The 15,269-nt window shown below is 43.2% G+C and carries 10 protein-coding genes; 5 read left to right on the plus strand and 5 right to left on the minus strand.

The window, feature by feature from the left end; all coding sequences use genetic code 11:
• Positions 1 to 31: 31 nt before the first annotated feature.
• On the plus strand, positions 32 to 1,198 hold the full coding sequence (locus AB5443_RS01605; RefSeq protein WP_368113069.1) for a metallophosphoesterase: 1,167 nt from the start codon (positions 32 to 34) through the stop codon (positions 1,196 to 1,198).
• On the opposite strand, the gene AB5443_RS01610 is transcribed toward AB5443_RS01605, so the two are convergent.
• Positions 1,182 to 4,049 (minus strand): AAA family ATPase, encoded by a 2,868-nt coding sequence (locus AB5443_RS01610; protein ID WP_277130823.1) that lies wholly within the window; start codon positions 4,047 to 4,049, stop codon positions 1,182 to 1,184. The genes AB5443_RS01605 and AB5443_RS01610 overlap by 17 nt on opposite strands.
• Entirely contained in the window at positions 4,046 to 5,299 is a 1,254-nt protein-coding gene (locus AB5443_RS01615; RefSeq protein ID WP_277130825.1) for an exonuclease SbcCD subunit D C-terminal domain-containing protein, read from the minus strand. Before AB5443_RS01615 ends, AB5443_RS01610 begins: the two co-directional genes overlap by 4 nt.
• Positions 5,300 to 5,419: 120 nt before the next feature.
• Here AB5443_RS01615 and AB5443_RS01620 point away from each other — a divergent pair, with 120 nt between their 5' ends.
• Positions 5,420 to 6,178, plus strand: a complete 759-nt coding sequence (locus AB5443_RS01620) for a 1-acyl-sn-glycerol-3-phosphate acyltransferase (RefSeq protein WP_195406960.1) — start codon at positions 5,420 to 5,422, stop codon at positions 6,176 to 6,178.
• 82 nt (positions 6,179 to 6,260) lie between these two features.
• Here the strand turns inward: AB5443_RS01620 and AB5443_RS01625 are convergent, their stop codons facing one another.
• The 3 genes from AB5443_RS01625 to AB5443_RS01635 all read right to left on the minus strand — a co-directional run bounded on the left by AB5443_RS01625 (position 6,261) and on the right by AB5443_RS01635 (position 9,430).
• Complete coding sequence (locus AB5443_RS01625; protein WP_022139521.1) at positions 6,261 to 6,737, minus strand: hypothetical protein; 477 nt, start codon at positions 6,735 to 6,737, stop codon at positions 6,261 to 6,263.
• Positions 6,738 to 6,901: 164 nt separating this feature from the next.
• Positions 6,902 to 8,653, minus strand: a complete 1,752-nt coding sequence (locus AB5443_RS01630) for a tetratricopeptide repeat protein (RefSeq protein WP_277130828.1) — start codon at positions 8,651 to 8,653, stop codon at positions 6,902 to 6,904.
• A gap of 42 nt (positions 8,654 to 8,695) precedes the next feature.
• Positions 8,696 to 9,430 (minus strand): DUF4369 domain-containing protein, encoded by a 735-nt coding sequence (locus AB5443_RS01635; protein WP_044656248.1) that lies wholly within the window; start codon positions 9,428 to 9,430, stop codon positions 8,696 to 8,698.
• Positions 9,431 to 9,588: 158 nt separating this feature from the next.
• On the opposite strand from AB5443_RS01635, the gene AB5443_RS01640 reads away from it, so the two are divergent.
• Genes AB5443_RS01640 through AB5443_RS01650 form a run of 3 tightly spaced genes read left to right on the plus strand, consistent with a single transcriptional unit; the run spans position 9,589 to position 15,202 of the window.
• Positions 9,589 to 10,830 (plus strand): anaerobic sulfatase-maturation protein, encoded by a 1,242-nt coding sequence (locus AB5443_RS01640; RefSeq protein WP_073348541.1) that lies wholly within the window; start codon positions 9,589 to 9,591, stop codon positions 10,828 to 10,830.
• A 52-nt stretch (positions 10,831 to 10,882) separates the two neighbouring features.
• The gene (locus tag AB5443_RS01645; RefSeq protein ID WP_044656246.1) at positions 10,883 to 13,042 is read left to right on the plus strand and encodes a S46 family peptidase; all 2,160 of its coding nucleotides are present in this window, start codon (positions 10,883 to 10,885) and stop codon (positions 13,040 to 13,042) included.
• The gene (locus AB5443_RS01650) at positions 13,043 to 15,202 is read left to right on the plus strand and encodes a S46 family peptidase (protein WP_368113071.1); all 2,160 of its coding nucleotides are present in this window, start codon (positions 13,043 to 13,045) and stop codon (positions 15,200 to 15,202) included. It abuts the gene before it with no gap.
• The last annotated feature ends 67 nt before the right edge of the window (positions 15,203 to 15,269 follow it).

A 15,269-nucleotide genomic window follows, 5' to 3' on the forward strand; every position in this document is an offset into this window, starting at 1 on the left:
GAGACTCTAAATATATTAACTCCGAATCAGCATGTTACAACGTTTATTCATATTCCTACTATTGTTTCTGATCCTGCCGGATATTTATCTGTATCTTCGTTTTATCGTCCGGCTCACAACAAAGCGATGGTTACGAATCCTCTATTGGATACCGACTACCCTTATCCTCGCGGGACTGGTATATCTGGTATTTTTCGCCAATAATCCTTTCTCCGAAAGCCACACAAGGGACATCGGATGGTATTCTGTCTTCTTCTTCCTTTTTGCGGCTCCCAAGTTACTACTGGCTCTCTGCACTGTCATCGGGATTCCTTTTCATAAATGGCTCCGGGCACCACGTACTCCGTTTATCTGTACAGGATTGACATTAGCTGTCCTCTGTATTATTATGATTCTCTACGGTTCTTTCATCGGACGAAGCCAGTTTGAGGTCAAAGAAGTCACCTACTCCTCGCCTCGCCTTCCCCAAGCTTTTGACGGATATCGCATTGTACAACTTTCAGACCTACATATCGGTAGTTGGATAGGAAATGCACCTGACATCGAAAGAATGGTGAACCTGGTAAACGCCCAACAGCCCGATCTTATTGTCTTCACCGGAGATTTGGTAAATCATCGTGCGAAGGAATTGGATGGTTTTCAGGAAATCCTTGTCCGATTGAAGGCTAAAGACGGAGTTTACTCCATCTTGGGAAACCACGATTACGGCCCTTATTTCCGTTGGAAAAGCAAACAGGAGCAAGACGATAATCTGATTGATTTAGAGCAAAGGCAGGCAGCTATGGGATGGAAACTACTGAATAACTCACATTCCATCCTAATTCAGGGAAATGACAGTATTGCCCTTATCGGAGTAGAAAATGAAGGTGAACCGCCCTTCTCCCAACATGGTGATCTCGCCGGAGCAAAAGCCGGTACTGACGGTATGTTCCAAATACTGTTAAGCCATAACCCAACGCACTGGCGGCGGGAAGTGTTACCCAAATCGGACGTAGATTTAATGTTGGCAGGACATACCCACGCCATGCAGCTTCAATTCGGTAGCTACTCTCCTTCTGTTTACGTCTATCCCGAATGGGGTGGAATGTATCTGGAAGGCACACGTGGCTTATATGTCAATGTCGGCATCGGTTATGTAGGCTTACCTTTCCGCTTTGGCGCATGGCCGGAAATAACGGTGCTTACCCTACGACGGTAAGCGCACTTTTTCCATTCACTTTCTTATGTACCTGTACCTGAACGGAAATCCGTTCACTCATTTCCTGCACATGAGAAATAACTCCGATTTTTCTTCCTTGCATTTGCAGTTGTTCCAACGCTTCCATAGCTGTCCGCAGACTTTCCGCATCCAAAGAGCCGAATCCTTCATCAATGAAAAGGGATTCCACTTTCAGATTATTACTGGATAAGGACGACAATCCCAATGCCAATGCTAAAGAGATCAGGAAGGATTCTCCCCCGGAAAGGGAATATACAGTCCGCACCTCATCACACATATCACAGTCAATGACCTGAAGCGCCAATGTGCCGGGGACTTGCTGTAATTTATAGCGTTTGGAGAGATAGAACAAATGCTTGTTGGCATGAAGCAACAACAAATTCAGGGTATAGCTTTGCGCGATAACCTTGAACTTCGCTCCGTCCGCACTTCCAATCAGCTTGTTCAGTTTCGCCCAGCGTTCGGCTACAGTTTGTTTTTCAGCCAGTTCTTTGGCTATCTTTTCTACTGTTTCCTTATTCTTTATCTGTTGCAGCAGGCGGGCTTCAATAGCAGAAAGAGTTCGTTCCGTATTCAGATTTTCGTCTTGTTGTTTCTTGATTATTTCGGGAAGTTGTTCGGGGAATTCAATCTGTTTCTGTTGTTCCTGCAATTCTCCAATAGCTGAAGTTATCTGCTTTATTTCTCCTTGCAACCCGAAAAGGCGATTCTGCACAGTCTCCACCTCTCTACGTGCTTGTTCCAAAGCAAGATTCAGTTCTTTTTCCTTTCTCGCTACGGCAGCTTCCGCTTCGTCCGCACTCTTGCCTTTCAATAAGACCGAACGTTCCTGTCGTAGTGTGTTCAATGCCTTCTCTATCACTTCAAACCGCTTCTGTTCGGCCGCGACTGCATTTTGCAAAATAGCCAGTTGTTCTTTGGCAGACGATACTTTCTGCATTGCCAAACGGCATTGGGAGACATTTTCCCGCAGAGCCTCGCAATGGGCACGCATTTTCTTAATCTCTTCATCGCTATGTTGCCATTCCGCATAAAGATTACGGTACTCTAAAATGAACTTAGCCAATTCTGCCAGGCGATGTTGTATCTGTTCTTCGTTGCCGACATCCAGACCTTCTTTCTGTAATGCAGCCAACTGTTCACGTACCTGTCTTTCAATCGTTTTCTGATGTGCCAAATCACGTTGCAGAGCAATATTACGGTTATTGTTCTGTTGACAAGCAGCTACCGCCGTGTTATATTCCTGCTCTATATTCCGAAAAAGAGTGTCTATTACCTCGTGTTCCTGATGATAAGGATGCGATGTACTACCACAAACCGGACAAGCTTCACCTTCCTGCAACTGCTGACGCAGAGCCTTCACATCTTTTCCTACCGCCATACGGGCATTTTCATAAAGCCGTTGGACTGTTTTCAGTGCAATCTCTTGTTCTGCCAGTTGCTTTAAACAATCAGCCGTCTCTCTCTCTAACTTTTCGATTTCCACCTTGGCTTTCGTTTGTGTTTCGGTTAACTGCCGGATGGTCTGCTGACGTATCCGTTCTTTCTGCAACTTCACTTGTTCTTCAGCCAATGACGGATAACCAAAGGAGTTCAATCGTTCCAGCCGTTCTTCATTCACCTTTACTCCGGCATTCAGCATCTCTTCTTCCTGCCGCAAGATTTTCTCCACCTGTTCAAGTTGCAGAGATTCTTCCGCCCCTGTATGATTCAACAAGCGATTTAAAGAATGAAAAGATAATTGCAGGTGTTCCGTAGCTGTCCGCATCTTCTTTTCCTGTTCTGCCACCTGCCCGCAAGCAGCCTGCAAAATCTGTTGCGCCTGCGCATATCCATCTTGCTGTGACTGTATCTGCACATCCAACTGACGCGCTTTCTTTAAATCCGGCTGTATGGCTTCCCATTGAGTTTTAAAGCGTACCAGTCCTTCTTCTTGTGAGGCAAGCCTTTCCAAAGACATTTTCAACCTTGCATTCTCCCCTTGCTCCTCTTCCTGTTTCTTCTTCCGAAGTTCTTCCTGCGTCTTTAATGACCGGACAATATTCAGTTGCGCATTCTGCTCGGCAAGCAATTTAATTCCTGCCGCACGCTTTTCAACCAATGACTCTTTTTCTTTCTGCAAGGTCAGCAGTTCTTCCTCCGATATCAGTTCAATCACACTCATTCTATTATGAATCAGAGCCACTTCCTCCTGTGCAGCTTTGTTCCGGACGAAGATTTCCTGTGAGATACGCGAATAAACGCCTGTTCCCGTCAGTTTTTCAAGTAATTCCGCCTTTGCCGTTCCTTTCGATTTCAGGAAAGTAGCAAAATCATTTTGAGCCAATAGTACCGTACGGGTAAACTGTTCATACGTCAAACCGATCAAATCGACCAATTGAGCCAACAGCTCTTTTTTAGTACCTTGAAATTCTTTCTCCGTATCCAGTTCTCTCACTTCCAACACTTGTGATTGCAAAGAGCCGCTCACTTTATTTCTTGTCCGCCTTACTGACCAATGGGAACGATAGCAATGTCCGTCTATTCCTATAAAATCGACTTCCGCATAACCGTCGCTTGTTCCCCGACGCAGCAAGTTTCTGACATCGGACTGGTTAATCTGATTGTCCCCTACATCCGCCAAATTTACACTTTCCACCGAAGTGGCAAAACGGGGCGCTTTATCGTATAATGCCAGACACAACGCATCCAACAAAGTAGATTTACCTGCTCCCGTAGGCCCTGAAATAGCAAAGATTCCTGCTGAATGTAAGGGAGCAGATGTAAAATCCACTTCGACTGTTCCTTCTATCGAAGTCAGATTCTTCAATCGTATCGCTAATATTCTCATCCTTCTTCCTCCTCTTCTTTACGGGTAGCAGCCAAATAGGCTTCCTGAAACAAGTCTGTCAATTCTTCAGGCATTTCTGCCTGATAAATTTTCTCAAAGGCAGATCGGGCAATTTGTAAAGGAGACATTTCCTGCAATCCCCCTTTCCAGTCCGTCTCCTCTTTTTCCACCTTTCCCGCATCATTGTGGTACGTGGAAACAATACGTGCCAACCGGTAGTTTTTATCCGCCAAGGCTTCCTCTATCTCTTGCCGGAGCATGGGCTCCGGTTCTTCCAACAGTACCTTCACTTCCAAATAGGGTGCAATTTCCTCTGCTACGGGTAAATCTTTCAAAGCATCCAATACAACCTCCGGCAATGCAGGTTCTCCATTCGGCACACTCACCAAAGGGACTGACTTCGGACATTCAATCCGTTCTATATCTACCGCACAACCACCATCAAAAGTTACCATCACCACTCCATGATGATAATGTTTCTCTGCAAAAGACATCGGAATGGGACTTCCTGCATAGCGTACATTCTCCCGTCCGGATACCCGCTGGGCTTTATGAATATGCCCCAACGCCGTGTAGGCTATCTGCTCGGAAAAGGCATCCGGCGACACACATTCCAAACCGCCAATGACCGTACGCTCACTATAATCTTTCTCTGCAATCTCCGATCCGGTAGCCTGCAAATGCCCGATGGCCAGAATCGACTGATTGGCTTTTCTCCGCTTCCATAACCTTTGCAGAAGTTGCGCATAAAGTTCACGAACTCCTTCCGCATACTGGTTACCTTCCGTCTGCACTGCCGGATAATCTCCCTGACGCAAGAAAGGAACGGCCATGCAAAGCAATTCAACTTCCCCCGTCCGGTTTTTCAGTTCCACACACAGATGGTCGTAATCTATCTCTCCACCCGCCAGTTTGCGCACCACTCCTCTGACCTCTGTCCTCATAGCCTGCAATAGAGGCAGGGGAGCTTCCAGACGTGCCGCCGAATCATGATTACCGGCAACAATCACAATCTGCAAGTTCGGATTCTCCGCCGTCACATGGTAAATAAACCGGTAATACATGCTTTGGGAAGCAGCCGAAGGATTGGAGACATCAAAGACGTCTCCGGCTATAACCAATGCGTCAATTTCTTTCTGACGAATTTCTTCTGACAACCAATTCAAAAACATCTCATGTTCTGCGGCACGGTCATAGCCGAAGAACGTTTGTCCGAGATGCCAGTCGGCAGTATGTAATATACGTATCATATTTTTGTAACTATCTCTAATAACAAGAGACAAAAATAACACAATCGAAAAGATAAAACGGCATTTGAATCTCTTTTTTACCAATAATCATGTATATTTGCAGGATAAAAATCCAACCCTATGAAGATACTGTACTATATTTATCAGATTTGCATCGCTTTGCCTATTTTATTAGTGTTGACCATCCTCACGGCACTCGTCACTATTGTAGGTTCACTCTTGGGTGGAGCCCACTTCTGGGGATATCATCCGGGAAAAATATGGTCACAATTAATTTGTCTTTTCCTGTTGATTCCCGTGAAAATTCACGGGCGTGAAAAGTTGCATGACAAAACGTCCTATATCTTCGTACCTAATCATCAGGGGTCATTCGATATATTCCTGATCTATGGCTTCATCGGAAGAAACTTCAAGTGGATGATGAAAAAGAGCCTGCGCAAATTACCATTCGTAGGAAAGGCTTGTGAAAGTGCAGGGCATATCTTCGTCGACCGTTCCGGACCGAAGAAAGTATTGGAGACTATCCGACAGGCAAAAGACTCTCTGAAAGACGGGGTTTCTTTAGTGGTTTTTCCGGAAGGGGCACGTACTTTCACAGGACATATGGGATATTTCAAGAAAGGAGCTTTCCAGTTGGCCGATGATTTACAGTTGGCAGTGGTGCCTGTCACCATCGACGGTTCATTTGAAATTCTACCACGTACAGGGAAGTGGATACATCGTCATCGTATGATTCTGACCATTCACGACCCTATTCCACCCAAAGGAAAAGGTATGGATAATATCAAAGCTACTATGGCAGAGGCTTATGCCGCGGTTGAAAGTGCACTTCCCGAAAAGTACAAGGGTATGGTGAAAAACGAAGATCAAGATCGGTGATATGGATACTAAATGTGGGGATACTCACGCACCCCCACATTCCTAACCAGTTTTTATGCATTAAATTATTAAAACTAGAAATTTAGATATTTTGATATGTGATAATTTGGTTAGACATCATTTGTAATTCCTGAAAAGTCAGGCTAAAAGCCTTCTTTATTTCTTTCTCAAGACTTTCCAGCGAGAAAGATTCATCTTTCATACCATTTATCCTACCTTTAAAACGGTTATTATATTGGCTACGGAATGTATCAGGGGTAACCAGTCCCCCCAGTCCGTAATCTCCTACTACAATCACCGGTTTCCGGCGCGCCACCCCTTCATACGCTGTAATCCCCGATCCGATAATCAGATCCGCCTCTTCAATCAGCTTACCTGTTTCACTTCCCGAAGATATATAAATTGTTTGATATTCCGGGCTTTCACTCAATAAAACTTCCACTCTTATTTTTATACGGGGATTAGCAATCCCAACAACAATGCAGGCTTTCTGTTCCACAAGCTGCAAATTACTCTCCTTATAAGAAGAAGTAACGGATAACTCATTAAAATTTTTCATATAGCTATTTGGTTTTTGTCTGCCCAAAAGTACGGCATATATCGAAAAACGCCAAAAAAGTCACCCGGACAAATTTAGTATACAGAATAAAACTTAAACAACTAATAATCAACAAAATACAAATACTATTTAAAAATAGAACCGGACAATTCATTTTTTATTTATCAAAATCCGCCCAAATAAACAGCCAAATCATCTTGTGAAGAAATACCCAAACGCCCTTTTAACCTTCCCTTTGCTTTAGTTACAGAGTCAGAAGAAGTTTGGAAAATACGTGCCAGCTCTTCATTATTCAGTCCAAACTTGAGGAAGCAACAGATTTCAAGATCACGTTTAGTCAACGAAGGAGTTTTTTCAAGTAAACGGGTTACATAATTACAGTAAAGCAAATCGAACAAGCTGAATAATTTATAACGCTCCCCAGCCGACAATTTACCTCTCAGCGTACCCTCCCTTATAGCGAGCAATAAACGAAAAGCTGATATATATTGTTCGGAAGAGGTTCCTACTGTCAATTCTCCCCCTAATTCCTTGAGCAGTCCCGATAATGTCTTATTCTGCATGCTCAAAAGAATGATTTTACCATTCAGTTCACCAACTTTCAGTCGGGTTTCTTCGAGCATCCTGTTCTCTTCCAACATTCGCTCCTTTGATTTCTGAATTTCATCTATTTCCTGCTGATAACACTTTATTTGTTCCTCATTTTCTTTGATTTGCGATTCAATTTCGATAATTTTATTCTTATGTTCCCTATTTTTACAATAATAATAACACATGCAAAAAGCTACTATCAGAAAAGAAGCTACACTCCACAAGGCAAAACTTGTATACTGTATCTTCATCCGCAAATTATCATTCCAAAGCTTCACTTTCTCATATTCTTTCTGCAAACGGACAATCAATTCGCCGGAGTTAACCTTTTCCATCGCATTAGTAATGGAATCCGCCTTCTCATGATAAATTATGGCTTCTTCAAAATTATCAATATCTTTTTCCAAAAAATACAAATAAGTATAAGCATCAATCCGTGTATATGGATGGGTAGCATTCATACTCAGCTTCAGATATTTCCGTGCATCCTGTATTCTTCCCATCTGCATATACAGATAGCCCAAAGACAAACATTCCATATACTTCTTCTCCTCATCAGTTTCTTTCTGATATGCAGACAGAAAATAAGGTTCGGCAGCATCCAAATTCCCCATTGAACGGTATAATATTCCCAGTTCATGCAGAATAGAAATCTCGAATGGATATTTCTTCAGTTCAGTTAACTCTAAAGCATATTTATAATAATAATAACTACTGTCCCACTGATTCTCAAACAAAAAGGAACGTGCCATATGAAGGCTGGATCGCACGATTCCCATAGAATCGCCCAATTGTTTGTGCATGGCAAATGCCTCCCGAAAATCTTCTAAAGCTTCGGTATGTATTTTTTGTTTTCGTTTTACTTTACCCGTTTCTTCAGCGACCAATGCCAGTAGTTCATCGTTTCGGACACTTGCAAAGTATTCTTTTGCAGAAAGGAAATAGCCCAAGGCTTCTTCGGCCTTATCAGACTCCAACAACACCCGTCCGTAATAAAACTGAGCCTTTGCACGCATAAAGGGTTCTCGCTTATCCGGCATATAGTATTCCAAAGCCAATACCATCAATGAATCAGAACTAAATTTCATATAATTCTTATCCATAGCCTCCGTCATCAGCAGCGCATAATCAGCCCCTGCCTTGCCACGCAGGTTTTCCGGATTAGGTATTGAATTTAAAATATACAAGGCTGTGTCCGGGCAGATGTCCATATACTCTTCCACTTTGGAAAAAGTCCTGTTGAGGACATCCGAATCCTTATGACACGAAATAAAAAAGGCAGAAATAAAAAAGAAAGCGGCAAATACAGAAGTAGTCGTTTTCATTTTTCTTGAGTTTTGCGCAAAAATACACAAAAAACTCAAAGTTTACTTATTTGCCGGAGTATTTTGTTCCAAACGTTGATGCTCTTCTATCAGTTTCATATTCTCTTTCGCTTTGGAAAGGAACTCACGCACGAGTTTATTACTCTTAAAAGAATAAGGGGCATCTTTTATTATATCATCTATCTGGGGAGTCATAACAGGATATGGCAAGGAACTGCAAAGCATCATGAACACACTCGGCCCGAGCACATTCTCATAATTGGTCGAGATGAAAGTTTTTACATACTGGTTCATTTCTTTCATCAGTGAATCGCCTTCCACCATGAGTTGTGAATGAATCTCTTCCAGATCGCCACCGTCCATCACCATGCGGGTTTCTTTCTGTTCCAGTTCACCGATGCTTTCTTCCAGCTTATTTCTTTTGTCGATGAACTCATACAATGCCGCGTTCAGAGGTGTACCCACTGCTTTCAGGTCGGTATTGCTGATAGTTACCGTAATCTTGCCTTTTTCCAGCACAATCGGCATGATGCTTTCATTATCCATGTAGAGCGTTACCATCTGCACAGAATCTATTTTCCCTTTCATAGAGAATCCTCCATGCACCACTTCAGCGGAATCCAGTTTTACCCATTCGCCGTCGTTCAGGGATTTAAGATACAACATTTTTCCATCCAGACTGTTTACTGAAGATGTTCCTTCAATCTTGTACTTACTGGTGCAAGAAGCCAGAAATGGAAGCAAAAGCAAAAAAGGCAAAATTTTATTCACGTTCATCTATTCATTAAAATTCTGTGTGCAAAGGTACAACTGATTCAGAATTCAAGGAAACATTTTATCAATATTTAAATCTTGTAAGTCTCTTTTCTTTAATAATCCTTATAAACATACGTATAAGCGATTTTTTTTCATTTAGATTACCTAATTTTGCAGTTATGAAAACATCGACTTATGCCCCTTTTGCCAAACCGCTTTATGTGATGGTAAAGCCAGTAGGTGCCGTATGCAATCTTGCATGCGATTATTGCTACTATCTGGAGAAGGCAAATCTATACAAAGACAATCCGAAACACGTAATGAGCGATGAACTTCTTGAAAAGTTTATCGACGAGTACATCAACTCACAGACCATGCCGCAGGTGCTTTTTACCTGGCACGGGGGAGAAACGCTGATGCGACCGCTCTCTTTCTACAAAAAGGCGATGGAACTGCAAAAGAAGTATGCCCGGGGACGTACGATTGACAACTGTATCCAGACCAACGGAACAATGCTCACCGATGAATGGTGCAAGTTTTTCCACGACAACAACTGGCTGGTAGGTGTCTCTATCGACGGGCCGCAGGAGTTTCACGACGAGTACCGCAAAAACAAGATGGGAAAACCTTCTTTTGTGAAAGTAATGCAGGGCATCAATCTGCTGAAAAAACATGAAGTGGAATGGAATGCAATGGCTGTTATCAATGACTTCAATGCCGACTATCCACTGGATTTTTACAATTTCTTCAAAGAGATAGGCTGTCACTATATTCAGTTTGCTCCCATCGTAGAGCGTATCCTGCCGCATCAGGACGGACGCCACCTCGCCTCTCTTGCAGAAAACAAGGAAGGAACGTTGGCTGACTTCTCAATCACTCCGGAGCAGTGGGGCAAGTTCCTCTGTACTCTTTTTGACGAATGGGTAAAGGAAGATGTAGGCAACTACTACATACAGATATTCGACTCTACCCTTGCCAACTGGATGGGCGAACAGCCTGGAGTATGTACAATGGCAAAAACCTGTGGACATGCCGGTGTGATGGAATTTAACGGAGACGTTTATTCCTGTGACCACTTTGTGTTCCCCGAATATAAATTGGGAAATATCTACAACCAAACACTCGTGGAAATGATGCATAGCGAACGCCAGCATAACTTCGGAAACATGAAATATCAGTCTCTTCCGGTTCAATGTAAGGAATGTGAATTCCTCTTTGCCTGCAACGGAGAGTGTCCGAAGAATCGTTTCAGCCAAACATCGGAAGGCGAACCCGGCTTGAATTACTTATGCAAAGGATACTATCAGTTCTTCAAGCATGTAGCTCCATACATGGACTTCATGAAAAACGAACTGATGAACCAACGTCCACCGGCAAATATTATGGAAGCCCTGAAGAACGGAACATTCAAAGCAGAATAATCAGAAACAGAACATATTAACAATCATATATTTAACTTTTATCACTTAATTAATGAATAGACTAAGACTTTATTTATTGGCGCTGACTGCGCTGATCGTATGTTCCGCCAAGGCGGATGAAGGTATGTGGTTATTGCAACTGATGCAGCAGCAACATTCCATAGATATGATGAAAAAACAAGGTTTAAAGTTGGAAGCCCAAGATTTATATAATCCCAACGGTGTATCTCTAAAGGATGCTGTCGGCATATTCGGTGGGGGATGTACGGGAGAAATCATCTCACCGGAAGGTCTGATCCTGACAAACCATCACTGTGGTTATGCTTCCATCCAACAACACAGCAGCGTTGAACACGATTATCTGACCGACGGTTTCTGGGCTACTTCCCGAGATAAGGAACTTCCTACTCCGGGGCTAAAATTCACCTTTATCGAACGTATTGAAGATATTACCGATATTGTCAACGCAAAAATCGCCGCTAAAGAAATCACCGAATCAGAATCATTCACAGGTGCGTTTCTTCAGAAACTGGCAGAAGAACTTTACTCTAAAAGTGATCTGAAAGATAAAAAAGGAATTGTGCCGCAAGCACTTCCGTTCTATGCCGGAAATAAATTCTATCTGTTTTATAAGAAAATATATCCGGACGTACGTATGGTTGCCGCACCGCCTTCTTCTATCGGTAAGTTCGGCGGTGAAACGGATAACTGGATGTGGCCGCGTCACACAGGTGACTTCTCCATGTTCCGTATCTATGCAGATGCTAACGGTGAACCGGCAGAATACAGTGCAGACAATACTCCTCTGAAAACCAAGAAACATTTGTCTATCTCCATCAAAGGTCTGAAAGAAGGAGATTATGCAATGATCATGGGATTCCCCGGAAGTACAAGTCGTTATCTGACTGTATCGGAAGTAAAAGAACGTATGGAATCTGAAAACGAACCGCGTATCCGTATCCGGGGTGCCCGCCTGGCTGTCCTGAAAGAAGTAATGAATGCCAGCGACAAAATCCGTATCCAGTATGCCAACAAGTATGCCGGTTCCAGCAACTACTGGAAGAACTCCATCGGAATGAACAAAGCGATTATTGATAATGACGTGCTGGGTACAAAGGCTGCGCAGGAAGCTAAATTCGCAGAATTTGCCAAAGCAAAGAACAATGCTGAATACGCAGAGGTAGTAAAGAAAATAGATGACCTGGTAGCTAAAACCGCTCCTCTCAACTATCAGTTCACTTGTTTAAGAGAAACATTCTTCGGCGCTATCGAATTCGGTAGTACCCTATTATCCAAAACACGGGAAGCACTGGTAGAAAAGAACGACTCTTTAATCAACGCACGCATAGAAGCTCTGAAAGAAACCTATGACGGTATACATAATAAGGACTACGACCACGAAGTAGACCGTAAGGTAGCCAAAGCTCTGTTCCCGCTTTACGCAGAAATGATTCCGGCTGACCAGCGTCCGTCTATCTACAAGGTGATCGAACAGAAATACAAAGGCGACTATGACAAGTTTATCGACGATATGTATGACAACTCTATCTTCGCCAACCGTGAAAACTTTGAAAAGTTCATCAAAAAGCCGACAGTGAAAGCTATCGACAACGACCTGGCTTTACAATATTGCCAATCTAAATATGACTTGTTCGAGCAAATCGTTTCACAACTGAAAGATATGGATCAGGAACTCGCCTTGCTGCACAAGACCTATATCCGTGGCCTTGGCGAAATGAAACTGCCTGTACCTTCTTATCCGGATGCTAACTTTACCATTCGCCTGACTTATGGTAACGTGAAACCTTATGACCCGAAAGACGGTGTACACTACAACTATTACACTACTACCAAAGGTATTCTTGAAAAAGAAAACCCGGAAGACCGTGAATTTGTTGTACCTGCCAAACTGAAAGAACTGATAGAAAAGAAGGATTACGGACGTTATGCTTTACCGAACGGAGATATGCCTGTTTGCTTCCTCTCTACCAACGACATTACCGGTGGTAACTCCGGCAGCCCGGTATTGAACGAAAACGGAGAACTGATCGGTTGTGCTTTTGACGGTAACTGGGAATCGTTGAGTGGTGATATTAACTTCGACAACAACCTGCAACGCTGTATCAACCTGGATATCCGTTATGTCCTGTTCATCCTTGAGAAATTGGGCAACTGCGGACATCTGATTAACGAAATGACAATCGTAGAATAAATGAGAAAACAAATCCTATTTACCATCTTTTCACTGGCAACTCTCAGCATCCACGCCGACGAAGGCATGTGGATGCTAACCGACCTGAAAACTCAGAATGCAGTTGCCATGCGTGAACTTGGTCTTGAAATTCCTGTCGAAGAGGTATACAACGCAAACGGTCTTTCTCTGAAAGATGCGGTTGTACACTTTGGCGGTGGATGCACGGGAGAGGTTATTTCTTCCGAAGGACTGGTTCTGACGAACCATCATTGCGGTTATGGAGCTATCCAGCAGCATAGCAATGTAGAGCATGATTACCTGACTGAAGGTTTTTGGGCTATGAACCGCGAGGCGGAGCTTCCTACTCCGGGACTTACCGTCACATATATCGACCGTATTCTCGATGTGACCGATTATGTCACCGAGCAATTAAAGAAAGATCCGGATCCGGAAGGAGTCAACTACCTGTCACCAAGCTATCTTAGCAAGGTAGCAAAACGTTTTGCCAAAGCCGAGAATATAGAAATTACTCCCGCCACCAAACTGGAGCTTAAGGCTTTCTATGGTGGAAACAAATACTATATGTTCATCAAAACGGTGTACAGCGACATTCGTATGGTGGGTGCGCCCCCTTCTTCCATTGGTAAATTCGGAGCAGATACGGATAATTGGATGTGGCCGCGTCATACGGGGGACTTCTCTCTTTTCCGTATTTACGCGGATAAAGATGGAAAACCGGCAGCCTATTCTAAAGACAACGTTCCTTTGAAAGTAAAGAAACATCTGACTATCAGCCTTGCCGGAGTACAGGAAGGTGACTTCACCTTTGTCATGGGATTCCCCGGACGCAACTGGCGATACATGATTTCCGATGAAGTGGAAGAACGTATGCAGACTACCAACTTCATGCGTCAGCATGTACGTGGGGCCCGTCAAAAGGTACTTATGGATCAAATGCTGAAAGATCCCGCCGTACGTATTCATTATGCCAGCAAGTATGCATCATCTGCCAACTATTGGAAGAATGCCATCGGTATGAACGAAGGTCTGGTACGTCTCAACGTATTGGATACCAAACGTGCACAACAAGAAGAACTTTTGGCACGTGGACGTGAAAAAGGAGATGATTCTTATCAGAAAGCTTTCGATGAAATCCGTTCTATCGTAGCTCATCGCCGTGATGCTCTCTATCATCAGCAGGCTATTAATGAAGCATTGGTAACAGCTCTTGATTTTATGCGTATTCCTTCTACAATGGAAATGGTTGCTGCCTTGAAATCTAAAGATAAAGAGAAGATAAAAGAAGCAAAGCTAAACCTGAAAAAAGAAGCTGATAAATATTTTACCAATGTTCCTTTTCCGGAAGTGGAGAAAATGGTCGGCAAAGAAATGCTGAAAACTTATGCCAAGTATATTCCGGCAGAACAGCGGATTAATATCTTTGAGATTATCAATTCCCGTTTTAAAGGTAATATCGACGCGTTCGTCGATGAGTGCTTCGAACACTCCATCTTCGGCAGTCCCCAAAATTTTGAGAAGTTTATCAAAAAGCCGAGCTTGTATAAAATAGGATACGACTGGATGGTATTATTCAAATATTCCATTACCGACGGGATACTGAAAACGGCTATCGCCATGAAAGAAGCGAATCAGAACTACGACGCCGCTCACAAAGTATGGGTGAAAGGCATGATGGATATGAGACAGGAAAAAAGTATTCCTATTTACCCGGATGCAAATTCTACTTTACGGTTGACATACGGCCAGGTACTTTCTTATGAACCGTTTGACGGTGCTGTTTATGATGCCCATACCACCCTTAAAGGAGTAATGGAGAAAGAAGATCAGGGAAACTGGGAATTTGTTGTACCTCAAAAACTGAAAGAGTTATACGCAGCCAAAGACTATGGGCGCTATGGCAAAAACGGTGAAATGCCCGTCTGCTTTATTGTAAACACTGACAATACAGGCGGAAACTCCGGTAGTCCGGTCTTCAACGGTAAAGGTCAGTTGGTAGGAACTGCTTTCGACCGTAACTTTGAAGGATTGACGGGCGACATTGCTTTCCGTCCTTCATCACAGCGTGCCGCCTGTGTCGATATTCGCTATACACTCTTTATCATAGATAAATTTGCGGGAGCTTCCCATATCATTGATGAATTGACTATTGCGGAATAATTAGAAATATCATTCATAAAGAAGAAATGGATAATGAAGCCTGATTCGCTCATTATCCATTTCTCTT

This window comes from Bacteroides sp. RTP21281st1_H5_RTP21281_210402, from assembly GCF_040918965.1.
GTDB classification, from domain to species: domain Bacteria; phylum Bacteroidota; class Bacteroidia; order Bacteroidales; family Bacteroidaceae; genus Bacteroides; species Bacteroides congonensis.